Here is an 18299-nt window from a genome sequence, read left to right on the forward strand (position 1 = left end):
CGTGCCGGCCTTGCTGCCTCAGAAGGAACGCCCGGATCAAGGTCAGGCAGGTGTCTGCTGCCCGCCAGGGGTGCGGCATCCCTGGGGATGCATCACAGCAGGCGCGGACTCTGCACCGCACGCAGAATGATCTGCGACTCTCCCTCACGCTCGCGCGACTGCAGCCACCATACGGATCCCTTCTTGATCGCGCAGGGCATCTGCATGCCCAGCAGACGCTGGGCGGCAAGGCCGAGGGTGGGCTGGTGCCCGACCACCAGAGCAGCAGTTCCGGCATCCGGCCATCCGACCACACGCAAGAGGTCATCGACCTGGCCGTTCGGCGCCAGTTCCTGGCAGATGGTGTAGCCGTTCTTGGTCAGGCGCAGTGCAGTCTGGCGCGTGCGCAGTGCCGGGCTTACCAGCACGCGCGTATCGGCGGGCAGATGCCGCCGCAGCCAGACCGCCATTTCCTTGGCCTGTTCCTCGCCTTCGCGCGTGAGGGGACGCTTGAGGTCGTCGATATGGTCATCGGCATCCACCGCCTGGGCGTGCCGCCAGAGTATCAGATCCATGCCAGGGCTCCTTGTCACATGAGGCCGGCCAGTGTCCTGGCGAGGACGCCGGTCCGGTGCCAGTCCGAAAAAACGTCCCGCCCCTGCCGCGAAGGCCCGCCTGTCCCAGGAAAGCCAGGACCGGTCAACGCGCCTTGCGCGCCACCTTGCGCCCGGTCTTGCCGGAAGGCTTGCTGCCATTGCCGCGATACCGGTCCATCAGCGCACGCTGCACGTTGCGCGGTGCATCAAGCGGTGCCGAAGGCGGCGCATAGCTGCCATCGGGGCGCATCTGCCAGGACAGGGCCTCGTCGTAGAGATAGGCGAGCAGACACTCGTCGATGATACGGGCCTTGAGTTGCGGCTCCGTGACAGGCCAGGCCAGCTCGATGCGGCGCAGCATGTTGCGGTTCATCCAGTCGGCGCTTGACAGGTAGAGATGCTCGGCCTCGTCGATGCCGAAGTAGAACACGCGCGAATGCTCCAGAAAGCGGCCGATGATGGAGCGCACGCGAATATGGTCGCTCACGCCTTCGAGCTGCGCCGGCAGCATGCAGGCACCCCGCACGATGAGGTCGATCTGCGCGCCCTTGCGCCCCGCATCGAGCAGCGCCTGGATCAGCACCTCGTCGGTGAGCGCGTTCATCTTGGCCACGATACGGCCACGCTTGCCGGCTGCGGCTGCCCTGCCCGCCTGGGCAATGCGCTGCACCATGTGCTGCTGCAGCCGGTAGGGGGCCATGACCATGCGCGACAGCGCAGGAATCTCGCTCTGGCTTGCCAGATGGACGAACACCTTCTGCATGTCGCCGGTGAGCGCATCGTCGGCCGTGAAATAGCTCAGGTCGGTATAGAGCCGGGCCGTGCGCGGGTTGTAGTTGCCGGTGGAGAGGTGCCCATAGCGCTTGAGCTTGCGTCCTTCTCGACGGGTGATGAGCAGCATCTTGGCATGGGTCTTCATGCCCACGACACCGTACACCACCTGCGCCCCGACGGATTCGAGCTTTTCCGCCCAGTTGATGTTGGCTTCTTCGTCGAAGCGCGCCTTGAGCTCGACCAGTGCCGTAACCTCCTTGCCCCGCCGGACCGCATCGCGCAGCAGCGTCATGAGCTCGGAATCGGAGCCCGTACGGTAGATGGTCTGCTTGATGGCCAGCACGTTGGGATCGTTGACAGCCTCGCGCAGCAGGTCAAGAACCGCATCGAAACTCTCGAAGGGCTGATGCACCAGCACATCGCCTTCACGGATGCGGTCGAACATCGACTCGCTCCCGCGCAGGGCCTTGGGATAGCTCGGCACATAGGGCGGAAAGAGAAACTGCGGCTTGTTGACCAGATCGATGAGCATGCCCATGCGCACCAGATTCACGGGGCCATGCACCCGATAGAGCGACTCGGCCGGCAGATTGAACTGGTGACACAGAAGCTGTGCAAGTTCGGGCGGACAGTTGGACGACACCTCCGCCCGCACAGCCTTGCCGAAGTGCCGCTGCTGCAGCCCCTCGCGCAGCGCCATGCGCAGGTTGTTCATGTCGTCCTCGTCCACGGCGAGGTCGGAATGCCGCGTGATGCGGAATTGCGAGAGCTGCTCGACCACCCGGTTGGGAAACAATGAATCGAGGTGCGCACGGATGATGCTGGGCAGCGACACCAGCAGGTCCTGTCCGCCGCACAGCTGCGGCGGCATGTGAATGAGCCGGGGAATGGTGCGCGGCACCTTGAGAATGGCAATGCTGTTGGAGCGCCCGAGCGCGTCCTGGCCGCCGAGCTTGACGATGAAGTTGAGCGACTTGTTGGCCACCTGAGGAAAGGGGTGGGCCGGATCGAGGCTGACCGGCAGCAGGAGCGGCTTGACCTGCGACTCGAAGAACTGCTTCACCCAGGTACGCTGTTCGGGTGTGCGACGCGCATGGGAGACGATGGAGATGCCGTGCGCCTCCAGCGCGGGCGAGAGCTGGTCACGCAGGATGTCGTACTGTCGCGCCACCAGATCATGGGCCTTGGCCGATACCTGGCGATACTGCTGCTCGGTGAAATCGCCCTCGATGATGTGGTTCTGCGCAGCGTCGAGCAGCTCGGCCATGCGCACCTCGAAAAACTCGTCGAGATTGGACGACACGATGGTCAGGAAGCGGATGCGCTCCAGGAGCGGAACCTCGTCCCGCGCCGCCCAGTCCAGCACGCGGGCATTGAATTCAAGAATACTTTCGTCGCGGTCGAGCAGGACGAGGGAGGAGGACATAGACGGAATGCAGATCCGGCCATGCACCGGAAACCTCCGGCGATGGCCATGAAGACGAAAAGAAGCGGTACGGAGCAGAGCACACTGCCCTGCCGACCCAGTGAAAAGAAAGCAGCTGGAAGCAGAAGTGTGCACCTTCTGCGTGCATGGGCCGACTATACCGCAGCCCTGTTCGCACGGGGCGCGGATCATCGCGCACGGGAGCCTGATCCGCCCCTGCACCGGCGGGGGGTTGGAAATTCAGCCCTGCGGCAGATCGAACAGGCGACGATAGCGCGGCGGGAGCTCGTGCACCCGCATCAGCAGGGGCAGATCGGCCGTGTTGAAGTCGGGATCCCAGGCCGGAGCCCCCAGTACCTTGGCTCCCATGCGCAGATACCCCTTGACCAGTGCCGGAGGCTCCACGGCGACTTCACACCGCAGCTCGTCGACGGGCAGAGGCAGGCGGGGCGTCACGCGGTATTCGATGGGCGCCAGATGGGTGGTGCGGACCTGTTCCCAGATGCTCGCAGCCGCATGCCCGCCCGGCAGGCCCTGGTGCTGCATGGGGATGCTGGCGCAGCCCACCATGGTGTCTAGGCGGTTGCGTGCCATGAACTCGGCCAGCGCCCCCCACAGGGCAAGAATGACGCCACCGTGGCGGTGGTCGGCGTGCACGCAGCTGCGCCCCAGCTCCACCATGTTGGCGCGCAGATGCCGCAGACGCACCAGATCGAATTCGGTATCGCTGTAGATGCCGCCGATGCGGCGCGCCTGGGCCGGCGTCAGCACACGGTAGGTGCCCACCACCATGCCAGTTTCCTGATCGCGCACGAGCAGGTGCTCGCAGTAATCGTCGAAGATGTCGACATCGTGCCCGGGCAGCTCGCAGGGAAGCCGGGCTCCCATTTCCACCGCAAATACCTCGTGCCGCAGCCGCTGAGCCTCGCGCACCTCGTCCAGATGGCGTGCCCAGTGGGCCTCCAGGCCCGCCTTGCCGGCGCGGCGCGCAGGGGCTTCCACGGTGGAGATGGGGGTCGGCGCCGTGCTGCAGACGGGCACATCCGAGAGCACATGCACAGCCGCAGAGGCCCGCAGCGGTTTGCGCAGCAGCGCGGGCAGGCCCCGCTGTGCGGGAGAGAGATCGAAGGTCGGGGTCGGGAGCTCTTTCATGGATGGCGTACTCTTGGTCATGCGGTCATGCAACTTGAAGTTCAACGCGCCCAGTGTCGGGGCCGCACATGACGGTTTGACTGCGAGCGCATGAAAGTTGCATGACACTCCCTGCTCTTTCCACTTTCCCTCGGTGGCCCTCCCCTCCTTGCGCCGAATCTCCCTGCCGCAGGCCCCATCCGCTGTCGTTCTCGTGTCGACCAGAGCTGCTGCTCCGATTCACTCCGGCACGGCAGTGCGCGGCATGACCGCATCGACTCCCGGCAAAGGCTGCACGGGCTCCACATCGACCGGCATCATCTCGATGGTGGCATGCAGCCCCTGCACGGCATCCACCAGCTGCTGCTCGACGGCATTGCGCAGCGCCGCCGCCTGCCCGAGGCTGAGTCCGGCAGGCAGGTGCATGTGCATCGACACGAAACAGCGCTGGCCGGCCTGGCGCGTGACCACGTGGTCGAACCGCAGCGGCACGCCCTGGCACGCATCCTGCCGGGCACAGCGGTCGAGCACCTGCTGGATGCGCTGGGCCGTTTCCCCGTCGACGGCGCTGTCCATGAGACCGTTGCTCGAATTGCGGATCAGGTGCCAGCCCTCGCGCAGGATGTTGAGCGCCACCCCCATGGCCACCAGCGGGTCGAGCCAGAGCCAGCCGGTGACTTCCACCATCAGCACCCCGGCGATCACGCCGATGGAGGTGTATACGTCGGTGCGCAGATGCCGGCCGTCGGCTTCGAGCGCGATCGACTGGTGCACCCGCGACGCCTTGATCAGCACCCACGCCCCCACCCCATTGAGCACAGTGCTGGCCACCGAAAAGGCCATGCCCCAGTCCAGCCGCTCCAGTTCCGCAGGGTGCAGCAGGCGGTCGACCGACGTCCACAGAATGCCGAGCGCAGCCCCGAAAATCAGCATGCCCTCGAAGCCGGAAGAGAAATATTCCGCCTTGTTGTGTCCGTGCGGATGCCCGGCATCCGCCGGCTGCTCGGCCAGCGACACCATCATCAGCGCAAAGAGGGCTCCCGCCAGATTGACGAAAGACTCCATAGCATCCGACAGCAGCCCCACCGAGCCGGTCACATACCAGGCCAGCGTCTTGAGCACGATGGTGGTCACCGCCGCGGCGGCCGACAGCTTCAGGAGGGTACGGGGACTTGGGAAATGCATGGCGACAACGGACCCAAGGTGCATGAATCGAGGACAGGTCTCCGCCCCAGGGACAGGGATCGATCCGGCGGCGTCCTGCCAGTGTACGCGCCCCAACCCTGCCGCTGCGGCACATCCCCCGGCAGAAAGTCGGGCGCGATCAGTCCGGACCGATGTCGTGCACCATGCGCCGGACCCAGGCGGACTGCGGCGACAGCTGCCAGAAGATCCAGGCCGAGGCCAGCGTCATGCCCCCCATGCAGATGAAGGTGGCATGGAACACCGTCAGCATCCGGTCGGCATGCCCTTCCGCCCCGAGCCAGTTGGTGAACCCGGCCAGCACCGTGCTGGCCAGCGCCACCCCGAGGCTGATGGCCAGCATCTGCACCATCGACAGCAGACTGTTGCCACTGCTGGCCTGCGCGGAGTCGAGGTCACGCAGCGTCAGCGTGTTCATGGCCGTGAACTGAAGCGAATTGCAGGCCCCGAAGCAGGCGAAATGCACCAGCAGCAGCCACATGGGCTCAGCACGCCCCACCAGCGCAAAGCTGGCAATCAGCCCCCCCACCAGCATGGTGTTGATGACCAGCACCCTGCGGTAGCCATAGCGGGTAATCGACCAGGTGGCAAAGCGCTTGACGGCCATGCCGGCTGCGGCGATCGGCAGCATCATCATGCCGGCCTGTGCAGGCGTGAACCCCAGGCTGAGCTGCAGCATCAGCGGAATCAGGAAAGGCACTGCGCTGCTGCCCAGCCGCGAGAACAGATTGCCCGTGAGCCCGATGGACAGCGCAGGCACCCGGAACAGCATGGGCGAAAACAGCGGATGCTCCTGCCCCGACGCCCGCAGCCAGTACGCCACCATGCAAGCCAGCCCCGTGATCAGCCCCACCAGCGCAATGGCCGAAGGCATGCCGAACTCGGACATGCCGTCCACCGACAGAGACACCAGCACCATGCCCAGGGCCAGGAGCCCGTAGCCGGCCAGATCCAGCGGCTGGTGCGTCACGCCTCGGAAGTCGGGCATCAGCTGCCGGGCTGCCACCCACCCCAGCAGCCCCACCGGCACATTGACCAGAAACACCCAGTGCCACGAGGCCATCTGCACGAGCCAGCCCCCGAGCGTGGGGCCCAGCAGCGGGCCGATCAGCCCCGGAATGGCAACGAAGCTCATGGCTGCCAGGAATTCGCCGCGCGGATAGGCTCGCAGCACCGCAAGACGCCCCACCGGCAGCAGCAGGGCTCCGCCCGCTCCCTGCACGATGCGGGCCATCACCAGATGCGACAGCGACGTGGACATGCCGCAGGCCAGCGACCCCGCCGCAAACACCAGAATCGCCCCCATGAACACGCGCCGCGTCCCCAGATGGTCCGCCAGCCATCCCGAGAGGGGAATGAACATGGCCATGGTCAGCGAATACGCCACCAGCACCGACTGCATCCGCAGCGGACTCTCATGCAGGCCATCGGCCATGGCCGGCAGGGCCGTGTTGACGATGGTGGCATCCAGCGTCTGCATGAAAAACCCGATCGCCACGAGCCAGAGCATGCGCTTGCGATGGGCCTGCTCCGCCGCTGAGGCAGGCACGCCAGCGGCCATGGCTACAGCCTCCGTCTCACCGGCAGCAGTGGCGTCAGCCGGGAACCCTGCCGGCGGGACAGACCGACTGGAAGCATCGGAGGAAGAAGACGCTGGAGACGCGGGAGACGTGGAAGACATGCAGAAAACTAGCGAGGAAAGAGCACAGGCCCCAATGGGGCTGACCATGATGCCACAGGCCTCCCGCCGACACCGGACGCCCACCCAACACCCCTGCGCCCATGAAAAACGCTCCCCGAAGGGAGCGTAACGGCAGGACCAAACAGGGCAGCGCAGGGCTGCCCAGAGTGTGTCTTACACGCTGAAGCTCGAACCGCAGCCGCAGGTGGTGGTGGCGTTCGGATTGCGAATCACGAACTGCGCTCCCTGGAGGTCTTCCTTGTAGTCGATCTCGGCGCCCACCAGATACTGGAAGCTCATGGGATCGATCAGCAGCGACACCCCGTTCTTCGTCATGATGGTGTCGTCGTCGTTGGCGATCTCGTCGAACGTGAAACCGTACTGGAAGCCAGAGCAGCCTCCACCCTGCACGAAAACGCGCAGCTTGAGTTCGGGATTGCCTTCTTCGGCGATCAGATCGGCCACCTTGGCGGCGGCGCTCTCGGTAAAGATGATGGGGTCGCTGGAAGCGGTTTCTGCAGCGGCAGAAGCGGCCTCGACAGGAGCTGCGTTGTCTACGGCAGTGGTCATGATCGGAATGCTCTCATGTGGTCAATGGGCGCAATAGTACACGTATTTTCTCGGGATTTTCCCCAACATCCCTATCGGCATTGGGGTCGCCGAACGGCTCCGCCCACCCACGGATTCCGTGCCCGCACCCCCTCCTGGCCTCCCCTCGCACAGTCCGTGCGTGCTCCCGTGCGGCTCCTGCCTGCGCACCGGTCCTCACCCTCCGGTGGCACCCGCTTCAAATGATGTAAAACTTTTGAATCTATTGAGTGGCACGGGTTTTGCTTTTTGCCCCCCGTTTGCGTCCTTTCGATCGCGGACGATCTGCCCGGCCGGTTCCACCTTCCAACCACGAGTTGTCCTGTGTGTCTGCCCCGGTGGCACCTCGCCCCCATCCCGGGCCCGAACGCATACCAGCGACATCGCATCGCATTTGTCTTTTCAGGGGGAATCTCCATGCATTCACATCTCCGTACCTGTTGCTCCTGGGCAACCGGTCTCGCGCTTCTGGTGGCCAGTCAGGCTTCCTCGGCCCATCCCCATCTCGCGCCTGTCGCCGACATCCACGCGGGAGACACGGCCTGGCTGCTGACAAGCACCGCATTGGTGCTTCTGATGACACTTCCTGGCGTAGCGCTGTTCTACGGGGGCATGGTACGCACCAAAAACGTGCTCAACACCATGGCCTGCGTGCTGGCCATCTCGGCCCTGGTGACGGTGGAATGGTGGCTGCTGGGTTACTCCCTGGCCTTCACGCCGGGCTCGGGCTGGCTCGGCGGCACCGAGCGCTTCTGGTTTGCGGGGCTCGACTTCATCCAGCACAGCGGCCAGGTGGCGGTGAGCCACATCGCCCCCCATGTGCCCGAATCGGTATACGGCATGTTCCAGCTCGCATTCGGCGTCATCACCACGGCGCTGATCGTCGGCGCCTTCGTGGAGCGCATGCGCTTTGGCCCCATGCTCGTGCTCATGGGACTGTGGTTCCTGCTGGTCTACGCGCCCGTGGCGCATTGGGTCTGGGAACCCGGTGGCTGGCTCGCCCAGCTCGGCGTGCTGGACTTCGCCGGCGGATCTGTGGTGCACATCAACGCGGGCATTTCGGGGCTGGTCATCGCCGCCATCCTGGGCCGCCGCGAAGGGTACGGCAAGGAGCCCTTCCGCCCCTTCAACCTCGGCCTCACCATGACGGGCGCCTGCCTGCTGTGGATCGGCTGGTTCGGCTTCAATGCCGGTTCTGCGCTGGCTGCCGACGGACGCGCGGGGCTGGCCATGGCCGCCACCCACACGGCAGCAGCCTGTGGCGTGCTCGGCTGGATGCTCGCCGAATGGCTGGTCAAGAAAACCCCCACCCTGCTGGGCATGAGTTCCGGCGCCATTGCCGGGCTGGTGGCCATCACCCCGGCATCGGGTTATGTGGGCATCGGCTCGGCTGCAGCCATCGGCGCCATCGGCGGAGTGGCCTGCTTCTGGGGCGCGACCTGGCTCAAGCACAAGCTGGGCGTAGATGATTCGCTCGATGTGTTTGGCGTGCATGGCATCGGCGGGCTCGCAGGCTCGCTGCTCACCGGCGTTTTCAACGATCCGGCCATCAGCGGACAGCACACCGATCTGGCCACCCAGGCCATGGGCGCAGGCGCAGTCCTGGCCTACAGCGCCTGCGTGACGGCCCTGCTGACCTGGATCGTGCAGTTCGGCTTCGGGCTGCGCGTGAGCGCCGGGCAGGAGCACTACGGTCTCGACCTCACGACCCATCATGAACGCATAGGAGATTGAACCATGTCCGACAGCGAACGCCTCGCCACCGCCGCCCGCCTGCACGTGCTGCTGCGCCGCAAGACAGGGCGTGTGACCGACGTCGAATGGATGGCGGCCCACCCCGATTACGCCGAAGCCATGATTGTCTTCTCCCGCCAGAAGGCCCAGGAACTGGGCGATGTCGAACTGGCCGAATGGGCCGGCAAGTTCGAGCAGCTTATGCCGCGTGCCCCCCAGGAGCAGCGCGCCCCGAAGCGCGGGCTGTTCGACCGTCTCAAGGGCCATGCCGACGACGGCGAGGACCACCAGTACGTAGGCGGATTGCGCTGACCTCCTCTCCCGCGTGCAGCGGCTCCCGGACACGGAACCCTGCATCGCGGGAGTGCATGTTCTACAATGAAAACACCCTTTTTCCGCACACGCCTCTTGCGGGCCTGTGCGGATGCTTTTTTATGGAGCCGCCCATGTCCGATCCTGTGTCTTCCCTGTCCCCCCATGTCATGAACACCTATGGCCGCCTGCCGATTGCCATGTCGCATGGCAAGGGCTGCCGCGTGTGGGACACCGAGGGGCGAGAATACCTGGACGCCCTGGGCGGCATTGCCGTCAACACCCTGGGCCATGCCCATCCCGAGCTGGTGAGCGCCCTGCAGGACCAGGTGGCCAAGCTCATCCACTGCTCGAACTACTACCACGTGCCCGGTCAGGAACAGCTTGCCTCCGCGCTGGTGCGTCTGTCGGGGCTGACCAACGCCTTCTTCTGCAATTCCGGTCTGGAAGCCAACGAGGCCGCCCTCAAGATTGCCCGCAAGTACGGGCACCAGAAAGGCATCGACCGGGCCGAAGTGGTCGTGTTCGAGAACGCCTTCCATGGTCGCAGCATCGCCACGCTGAGTGCCACCGGCAACCCCAAGGTGCACGCCGGCTTCGAGCCGCTGGTCGAAGGCTTCATCCGCGTGCCCCGCAACGACATGGAGGCCCTGCGCCGCGCCACCGAAGGCAATCCCAACGTGGTGGCCGTGCTGCTCGAACCCATTCAGGGCGAAGGCGGCATCCGCCCCATGCACGTGGAATTCCTCCAGCAGCTGCGCCGCTACTGCGACGAACAGGGCTGGCTGCTGATGCTCGACGAAATCCAGTGTGGTCTGGGCCGCACCGGCAAGTGGTTCGCATTCCAGTGGGCCGACATCCACCCCGACGTGATGAGTCTTGCCAAGGGGCTCGGCTCTGGCGTGCCCATCGGCGCCGTGGTGGCCGGGCCCAAGGCGGCCGAAGTGCTGCAGCCGGGCAACCACGGCACCACCTTCGGCGGCAACCCGCTCGCCATGCGTGCGGGAGTCGAGACGCTGCGCATCATGGAAGAGCAGCACCTGCTCGACAACGCGGCCGAGGTGGGCGAGCATCTCAAGCACGCCCTGGAGAAGGGATTCGAGGGTGTGGCCGGCGTGATCGAAGTCCGTGGCCACGGCCTGATGCTGGGCATCGAGCTGGCCAAGCCCTGCTCCGAGCTGCTGCAGCGTGGCGCCGAAAACGGCCTGCTGTTCAGCGTCACGGCCAACAGCGTCATCCGCCTGGTGCCTCCCCTGATCCTCACCAAGGCCGAGGCCGACGAGATCGTCGCCATCCTCGTCCCCCTGGTCAAGCAGTTCCTGGCCGAGTGAGGTCGGGGCGTCCGCCCTGCGCTCCTCTTTTGCCCCTGCCCACGCAACCGACACCCATCATGATCAAGCACTACCTCCAGTTCACCGATCTCTCCGCTGCCGACTACACCTACCTGATAGACCGCGCAGGCTTCATCAAGCGCAAGTTCAAGGCCTATGAAAAGCACATGACGCTGGTGGATCGTACCCTCGCCATGATCTTCGAGAAGGCCAGCACGCGCACGCGCGTGAGCTTCGAGGCAGGCATGTACCAGCTCGGCGGCAATGTGGTGCACCTCACCAGCGGCGACAGCCAGCTCGGCCGTGCAGAGCCCATCGAAGACAGTGCCCGTGTCATCAGCCGCATGACGGACATCGTCATGATCCGCACCTTCGAGCAAAGCAAGATCGAGCGCTTCGCTGCCCATTCGCGCGTGCCCGTCATCAACGGTCTGACCAACGAGTTCCATCCGTGCCAGATCCTGGCCGACATCTTCACCTACATCGAACATCGCGGCTCGATCCAGGGCAAGGTCGTCGCCTGGGTGGGCGATGGCAACAACATGGCCAACACCTGGCTGCAGGCCGCCAAGCTGCTCGGCTTCACCGTGCATGTGAGCACCCCGAGCGGATACGGCATCGACAGCAGCATACCCGGCGTCGAACTCGGCGACCATGTGCGGCTCTTCAAGGACCCGCGCGAGGCCTGCGTCAACGCCGATCTGGTCACCACCGATGTCTGGACCAGCATGGGCTACGAGGCGGAGAACGAAGCACGCCGCACGGCCTTTGCCAACTGGTGCGTCGATGCCCCGATGATGGCCCTGGCCAAGAAGGATGCCCTGTTCATGCACTGTCTGCCTGCCCATCGAGGCGAGGAAGTCATGGCCGACGTGATCGACGGCCCGCAGTCCGTCGTCTGGGACGAGGCCGAGAACCGCATGCATGTGCAGAAAGCCCTGATGGAATACCTGCTGCTCGGACGCCTGCAGGGCTGATGCGCCTTGGCGTCACACACTGTCTGCATGACCACGTTCTGCACCACATGCGGCGCCTGCTGTGCCGCATTCCGGGTCGATTTCGCGCGTGAGGAGCTGCTTTCGGAAGGCGGCCCGGTTCCCGATGGGCTCACGGTTCCCGTCACCGGCAGGGTGATGCGCATGCGCGGCACCGACCATACACCTCCTCGCTGTGCCGCGCTGGTCGGCACCATCGGTACCGAGGCGCGCTGTGGCATCTACGAATGGCGTTCCAGCCCCTGCCGGGAGCTCGAACCCGGCAGCGATGGATGTCTCCGTGCCCGACGGTGCCACGGACTGCCGGCCCTGCCTGAATCCTTCTGAGCCCCCCTCCTCTGCAGGAGGAGCTGAAGAAGGCACGTTTCCCCTATCCTCCTCACGCTCGCACTTTGCTGCCCGGCTCAGGGTGCAACCCGAAATGCATGCCAGCCCGGCTGCTGCTCCCCTGCCGCCTCGCCGGGGCGGTTTTCCTGGCTCCAGAAATAGAGGGGGCGCCCCATCAGTGCCCATTGCCGACGCCCATCGGCCCGGGACAGCACACTGAAATCGCCCCGATCCCGATCCTTCTCCGATGCCAGCAGAGGGGGCCATTCCTGGGCACATGGCCCATTGCAACGCGAAACCTGCGGCGCATCCGCATCGGAGACATAAAGCGTCATCCGGCTCGAAGTCCCCACCATGAGCCCATCGACCTGAATGGCAGGCGGCATTTCTCCGGCATTGGGGGTAAAAACCCCCTGCCCCATGCCGCACCCGGTCAATGTCGCTGCGCCCAGCAGCACAGCCAGTCCCCCAAGTATCCGCATGTCATGATCCTCCCGCATGGGCCGCCCATTCCGTCACCGTGCGCCCCGGTGCACACGGCAGTTTCGACCTCAGGCATGCTGCCGTACCGGCACTTCGTGCCCATAGAGCCAGGGCACATCAAGCAGGTGCTCCCCGCCGAGGCGCATGGCCCAGTCACGTCCCCAGCGCATCAGGCCCGTGCAATGGAATATCTCCCCATTCCGGATGGATCGCTGCTGCACACGCGCACAGCGCTGCCAGCGCAGCGCTGCGTAGTGCTGCAGAAGGTCGGGAATCGCTCCGTCCGGGCGCGTCGCCACACAGAACGCCAGTGTCGCCGCATCCTCGATGGCCATGCAGGCTCCCTGTGCCATGAACGGACGCATGGGATGCGCGGCATCCCCGAGCAACGCCACCCGCCCCCGCGCCATCTGGTCGGCCGAAGCCACCGGCGGCCTGTCACACAGCGGCCACAGCCGCCACTGGGCAATGGCCTCCGCCAGCGCCTGCACCTCCCTGCCGTATGCAGAGAGAACCCTGCGCAGATGCCCCGCATTGGCAGCATGGTCCCAGTTCTGCAGATCTTCGGGACGGGGGCCTTCCACCAGCGCCACCACATTCAGATGTGAACCGCCCCGCACCGGATACTGCACCATGTGCATGCCGGCACCGAGCCACACAGTCACCATCTGACTGCGCAGGGCCTCGGGGAGATCCGCCTGGGCCACCAGGGCCCGATAGGCCAGAATGCCGGAAAACCGCGGCGCAGCCTCTCCCGGCAGCAATTCCCCTCGGACCGTGCTCCACAGCCCATCCGCCCCGAGCAATGCCTCGGTCCTCACGTCGATCGACTCGGACTGCAATGCACCAACCCCCTCGTCCGACGCGCCCACGTTCCGGATCGACAGGGCGAGCCCTCCTTCAGGCGCCGCAGTCCACGCCGTCACCCGATGGTGCAGCCGGGTCTGTACACCCATGGATTGGCTTTCGCGCAGCAGCAGGGCATGCATGTCAGCCCGATGGATCGTGGCGTAGGGGGCTCCGTAGCGCTGCACGCATTCACGGCCCAGCCTGAGCTGGCCAAGGCGTACTCCGGAAACCGCATCGCGCACCACGAGCGCATCGGGGAACGACGCACAGGCCCGCAACTCCTCCTCCAGATTCCAGTCGCGCAGGATCCGGGTCACATTGGGCCCCAGCTGGATGCCTGCTCCCACTTCCGCCCAGGCAGAAGCCTGTTCGACCACTTGTGCCTGCACCCCTTCCCTTGCCAGCGCGACAGCCGCTGCCAGCCCCCCTATGCCACCACCGGCAATCGTCCATGCATGTTGATTCATGGATGCATTGTCGACGAACTTGCCCGCCCATCCCCACGGTGTGCTTGATGCGGCGCAAATCCCTTGCGGTGCAGCTCCCTGCAGCCTGCCGACATGACGCCCCGCGCCAAACGCGCGACAATTCCGGGTTTCCATTTCCGAGCCCGGTCCTCTCCATGCATGCCCCCCTGAAAGCCCCCGAACTCCTGCTCCCCGCCGGCAGCCTCGACAAGATGCGCGCAGCATACGACTACGGTGCGGATGCCATCTATGCCGGACAGCCCCGCTACAGCCTGCGTGCCCGCAACAACGAATTCCGGCTCGAACAGCTCCAGCAGGGCATCGCCGAGGCCCATGCGCGCGGCAAGAAATTCTTCGTCACCAGCAATCTGCTCCCACACAACGACAAGGTACGGACCTATCTGCGCGACATCGAACCCGTGATCGCCATGCAGCCCGATGCCCTCATCATGGCCGACCCCGGTCTCATCATGATGGTGCGCGAAAAGTGGCCCGACATGCCCATCCACCTCTCTGTACAGGCCAACACGGTCAACTATGCAGCCGTGCGCTTCTGGCAGCGCGTGGGGGTGAGCCGCATCATCCTCTCGCGCGAACTCAGTCTCGACGAAATCGAACGCATCCGTCAGGAATGCCCCGACATGGAGCTGGAGGTGTTCGTGCATGGAGCCCTGTGCATCGCCTACAGCGGCCGCTGCCTGCTGTCCGGATACTTCAACCGGCGCGACCCCAACCAGGGCACCTGCACCAATGCCTGCCGCTGGAACTACACCACCCACGATGCCGACGTCGATCCCAACACCGGAGATGCCCTCGGCACCCCCATGGAAGCCGATTTCGATGTCGAAGCCGAACGCCAGCAGGCCGAACAGACCTTTGCCGCCACGGGCCATGATGCAGCCGCGACCGGCGATGGCCACCGCCATCCCCTGGCCGATCGTGTCTATCTGATCGAGGAAGTAGGACGCCCCGGCGCCCTCATGCCGATCATGGAGGATGACCACGGAACCTACATCATGAACAGCAAGGATCTCCGTGCCATCGAATACGTGGAGCGACTCACGCGCATCGGCGTGGATTCGCTCAAGATCGAGGGCCGCACCAAGTCCCTCTACTATGTGAGCCGCACGGCCCAGATCTACCGCCGCGCCATCGACGACGCCATGGCAGGCCGTCCGTTCAACCCCACCCTCATCACCGAGCTCGAAGGTCTCTCCAACCGCGGATACACCGCCGGCTTTCTCGAACGCCGACCGGCCCAGGACTACCAGAACTACGAAACCGGCAGCTCCCAGACCCAGCGCAGCCAGTTCGTCGGTCAGGCCAGTACCAGCGACACCCAGGACGACTGGGTGCTCGTCGAGGTCAAGAACCGGTTCTCGGTCGGTGACCGGCTCGAAATCATCCATCCTTCCGGCAACCGCTCCATCACTCTCGAAGCCATGCGCTCGGCAGAAGGCCAGCCCCTGCACACCGCCAACGGCAGCCCCCTGCAGGTCTGGCTGCCTCTGGGACAGGCCTTCCGTGGTGCCCTGATTGCCCGGCTGGTGAGCTGACGCCCCTCACTGCATGCCGGCGCATGCCTCGGTCCATGGCGGACGCGAGGCGGAGCACCATGAAAAAACCCACGGACTGCCGTCATGGCGACGGCAGTCCGTGGGTGCTATGCCTTCCGTGTGACACTCCGCAGGCCGCCGAAGCGACATGCAGAATCCCCGGTCAGCAGCGGATCAGACGTTGACCTTGTCTGCCTGCTCGTTGAACTCCTCCATTTCGTTGAAGTTCATGTAGCGGTAGATGCGGCCGGCGTCCTTGTTGATGACACCGATGTCGGCCAGATACTCTTCCTTCGTCGGAATGCGGCCCAGCTTGGAGCAGACTGCAGCCAGCTCTGCGCTGCCCAGATAGACGTTGGTGTTCTTGCCCAGACGGTTCGGGAAATTGCGGGTGCTGGTCGACATCACGGTTGCACCCTCGCGCACCTGTGCCTGGTTGCCCATGCACAGCGAGCAGCCGGGGATCTCGGTACGTGCACCGGCCATGCCGAAGGTGGCATACACGCCTTCCTCGGTGAGCTGCTGCTGGTCCATCTTGGTCGGCGGAGCCACCCACAGCTTGACCGGAATGTCGCGCTTGCCTTCGAGCAGCTTGGCAGCCGCACGGAAGTGCCCGATGTTGGTCATGCACGAACCGATGAAGGCCTCGTCGATCTTGGCACCTGCCACGTCGGACAGCGTCTTGGCATCGTCCGGATCGTTCGGGCAGCACACGATGGGCTCCTTGATCTCGTCGAGGTCGATCTCGATCACGGCGGCGTACTGCGCATCGGCATCGGCCTTGAGCAGCTTGGGCTCCTTGAGCCACTCTTCCATCTTGCGGATGCGGCGTGCCAGAGTGCGGGCATCCTGGTAGCCGTTGGCGATCATGGTCTTGAGCAGCACGATGTTGCTCTTGAGGTATTCCACGACCGGAGCTTCGTTGAGCGCCACGGTGCAGCCGGCAGCGGAACGCTCGGCCGAAGCATCGGCCAGCTCGAAAGCCTGTTCGATCTTCAGATCCGGCAGCCCTTCGATTTCGAGGATGCGACCCGAGAAGATGTTCTTCTTGCCCTTCTTCTCCACCGTCAGCAGACCCTGCTTGATGGCATACAGGGGAATGGCATGCACGAGGTCACGCAGCGTCACGCCCGGTTGCATGGTGCCCTTGAAGCGCACAAGCACCGATTCCGGCATGTCCAGAGGCATCACGCCCGTTGCTGCCGCAAAGGCCACCAGACCAGAACCTGCAGGGAAGCTGATGCCGATCGGGAAACGCGTATGGCTGTCGCCACCGGTACCCACCGTATCCGGCAGCAGCATGCGGTTGAGCCAGGAGTGGATGATGCCGTCGCCCGGACGGAGCGCCACCCCTCCACGGGTGCTGATGAAGTCGGGCAGCTCATGGTGCATCTTCACGTCCACGGGCTTCGGATAGGCAGCCGTGTGGCAGAACGACTGCATGACCAGATCGGCGGAGAAGCCGAGGCAGGCGAGATCCTTGAGCTCGTCACGCGTCATCGGGCCCGTGGTGTCCTGGGAACCGACGGACGTCATCTTGGGTTCGCAGTAGGTACCGGGCAGCACGCCCTTGCCCTCGGGCAGACCGCAGGCACGGCCCACGATCTTCTGGGCCAGGCTGTAGCCCTTGCCGGGATCGGCAGGGTTCTGCGGCAGGCGGAACAGGGTGGAGGGCGGCAGACCCAGGGCTTCGCGTGCCTTGGTCGTCAGGCCTCGGCCGATGATCAGGGGAATGCGGCCCCCTGCGCGCACCTCGTCGAGCAGCACATCGCTCTTGAGCGTGCTCTCGGCAATCTGCTGGCCATTCTTGAAGGCCGTGACCTTGCCGGAGGCATGGTCAATCTTGAGCTCGACCTCGTCGCCCATGTTCATCTGGGCCACGTCGATTTCCAGCGGCAGCGCACCGGCATCTTCCATGGTGTTGTAGAAGATCGGAGCAATCTTGCTGCCCAGACACACGCCTCCGAAGCGCTTGTTCGGCACGAAGGGAATGTCTTCGCCGGTCCACCACAGCACGCTGTTGGTAGCCGACTTGCGGCTCGAACCGGTTCCGACCACGTCGCCCACATAGGCCACCAGATTGCCCTTGTCCTTGAGGTCGTTGATGAACTTCACCGGGCCGCGCTTGCCGTCTTCCTCGGGCTTGAAGGGCGCATCGGGGCGGGTATTCTTGAGCATCGCCAGCGCATGCAGCGGAATGTCGGGACGGCTCCAGGCATCGGGTGCAGGCGACAGGTCATCGGTATTGGTTTCACCGGGGACCTTGAACACAGTGATCTTGATGCTGGCAGGCACATCCGGACGGCTGGTGAACCACTCGCCGTCGGCCCAGCTCTGCAGCACGGCCTTGGCATTGGCATTGCCTGCATCGGCCTTTTCCTTGACGTCATGGAACTGGTCGAACATGAGCAGCGTGTGCTTGAGGCCCTCGGCCGCCACGCTTCCGACTTCCGCGTCATCGAGCAGCTCGATGAGTGCGCTGATGTTGTACCCCCCCAGCATGGTGCCCAGCAGCTCGGTGGCCTTCTTGCGGTCGATCAGCGGGCTCTTTTCCTTGCCGAGTGCCACGGCTGCCAGGTAGGATGCCTTGACCTTGGCCGCATCATCCACGCCTGCAGGGACGCGGTGCGTGATCAGGTCCAGCAGCTCCTGCTCTTCTCCTGCGGGAGGATTCTTGAGCAGCTCGATGAGCTCCTCGGTTTGCTTGGCAGACAGCGGCAGCGGCGGGATACCGAGCGCGGCACGCTCGGCCACATGGTCACGGTAGGCTTTCAGCATGGGGGTTCTCCTGGTTTCTTCGGGGGTAAGGGGGCATCACACCCGACGGTTCACGCGAACCGCCGGGCCTTGATGAGGGGGAATGACAT

General features: G+C 64.8%; 15 protein-coding genes. 6 read left to right on the top strand and 9 right to left on the bottom strand.

Going from position 1 to position 18299, the window contains the following annotated elements; translation table 11 throughout:
• Positions 1–92 precede the first annotated feature (92 nt).
• The 6 genes from ACP2WS_RS04145 to erpA form a co-directional block, all read right to left on the bottom strand.
• Positions 93–554, bottom strand: a complete 462-nt coding sequence (locus ACP2WS_RS04145; protein WP_374493126.1) for a SixA phosphatase family protein — start codon at positions 552–554, stop codon at positions 93–95.
• A gap of 124 nt (positions 555–678) precedes the next feature.
• Positions 679–2775: a polyphosphate kinase 1 gene (gene ppk1 / locus ACP2WS_RS04150; protein WP_426459649.1), complete on the bottom strand. Its 2097-nt coding sequence runs from the start codon at positions 2773–2775 to the stop codon at positions 679–681.
• Positions 2776–3015: 240 nt separating this feature from the next.
• On the bottom strand, positions 3016–3927 hold the full coding sequence (locus ACP2WS_RS04155; RefSeq protein ID WP_426459650.1) for a GNAT family N-acetyltransferase: 912 nt from the start codon (positions 3925–3927) through the stop codon (positions 3016–3018).
• Positions 3928–4146: 219 nt separating this feature from the next.
• Positions 4147–5091 (bottom strand): cation diffusion facilitator family transporter, encoded by a 945-nt coding sequence (locus ACP2WS_RS04160; RefSeq protein WP_374493131.1) that lies wholly within the window; start codon positions 5089–5091, stop codon positions 4147–4149.
• 139 nt (positions 5092–5230) lie between these two features.
• Positions 5231–6670 (bottom strand): multidrug transporter subunit MdtD, encoded by a 1440-nt coding sequence (mdtD, locus tag ACP2WS_RS04165; RefSeq protein ID WP_426459651.1) that lies wholly within the window; start codon positions 6668–6670, stop codon positions 5231–5233.
• A 294-nt stretch (positions 6671–6964) separates the two neighbouring features.
• Positions 6965–7360: an iron-sulfur cluster insertion protein ErpA gene (gene erpA / locus ACP2WS_RS04170; protein ID WP_374493134.1), complete on the bottom strand. Its 396-nt coding sequence runs from the start codon at positions 7358–7360 to the stop codon at positions 6965–6967.
• Between the two features lie 435 nt (positions 7361–7795).
• On the opposite strand from erpA, the gene ACP2WS_RS04175 reads away from it, so the two are divergent.
• From ACP2WS_RS04175 to ACP2WS_RS04195, 5 genes are all read left to right on the top strand, one after another.
• Positions 7796–9112 carry an ammonium transporter gene (locus ACP2WS_RS04175; RefSeq protein ID WP_374493136.1) on the top strand — a complete coding sequence of 439 codons (1317 nt, stop codon included), beginning with the start codon at positions 7796–7798 and terminating at the stop codon, positions 9110–9112.
• 3 nt (positions 9113–9115) lie between these two features.
• Complete coding sequence (locus ACP2WS_RS04180) at positions 9116–9424, top strand: hypothetical protein (protein WP_374493138.1); 309 nt, start codon at positions 9116–9118, stop codon at positions 9422–9424.
• Between the two features lie 134 nt (positions 9425–9558).
• Positions 9559–10755, top strand: coding sequence for an aspartate aminotransferase family protein (locus ACP2WS_RS04185; protein WP_426459652.1), 1197 nt, complete (start codon positions 9559–9561; stop codon positions 10753–10755).
• 59 nt (positions 10756–10814) lie between these two features.
• A complete protein-coding gene (argF, locus tag ACP2WS_RS04190) occupies positions 10815–11732 on the top strand; it encodes an ornithine carbamoyltransferase (RefSeq protein WP_374493141.1) in 918 nt (305 codons plus the stop codon).
• A 27-nt stretch (positions 11733–11759) separates the two neighbouring features.
• Positions 11760–12077, top strand: a complete 318-nt coding sequence (locus tag ACP2WS_RS04195) for a YkgJ family cysteine cluster protein (RefSeq protein ID WP_426459653.1) — start codon at positions 11760–11762, stop codon at positions 12075–12077.
• Between the two features lie 77 nt (positions 12078–12154).
• Here the strand turns inward: ACP2WS_RS04195 and ACP2WS_RS04200 are convergent, their stop codons facing one another.
• Positions 12155–12559 carry a COG4315 family predicted lipoprotein gene (locus ACP2WS_RS04200; RefSeq protein ID WP_426459654.1) on the bottom strand — a complete coding sequence of 135 codons (405 nt, stop codon included), beginning with the start codon at positions 12557–12559 and terminating at the stop codon, positions 12155–12157.
• Between the two features lie 69 nt (positions 12560–12628).
• Complete coding sequence (locus tag ACP2WS_RS04205) at positions 12629–13876, bottom strand: FAD-dependent monooxygenase (protein WP_426459655.1); 1248 nt, start codon at positions 13874–13876, stop codon at positions 12629–12631.
• Between the two features lie 155 nt (positions 13877–14031).
• Here ACP2WS_RS04205 and trhP point away from each other — a divergent pair, with 155 nt between their 5' ends.
• Complete coding sequence (gene trhP, locus ACP2WS_RS04210; RefSeq protein ID WP_426459656.1) at positions 14032–15432, top strand: prephenate-dependent tRNA uridine(34) hydroxylase TrhP; 1401 nt, start codon at positions 14032–14034, stop codon at positions 15430–15432.
• 174 nt (positions 15433–15606) lie between these two features.
• Here the strand turns inward: trhP and acnB are convergent, their stop codons facing one another.
• Entirely contained in the window at positions 15607–18210 is a 2604-nt protein-coding gene (acnB, locus tag ACP2WS_RS04215) for a bifunctional aconitate hydratase 2/2-methylisocitrate dehydratase (protein WP_426459657.1), read from the bottom strand.
• Positions 18211–18299: the final 89 nt, after the last annotated feature.

This window comes from Brachymonas moutaii (nom. illeg.) (genome assembly GCF_049977365.1).
In the GTDB taxonomy this organism is placed as follows: Bacteria; Pseudomonadota; Gammaproteobacteria; order Burkholderiales; family Burkholderiaceae_C; genus Brachymonas.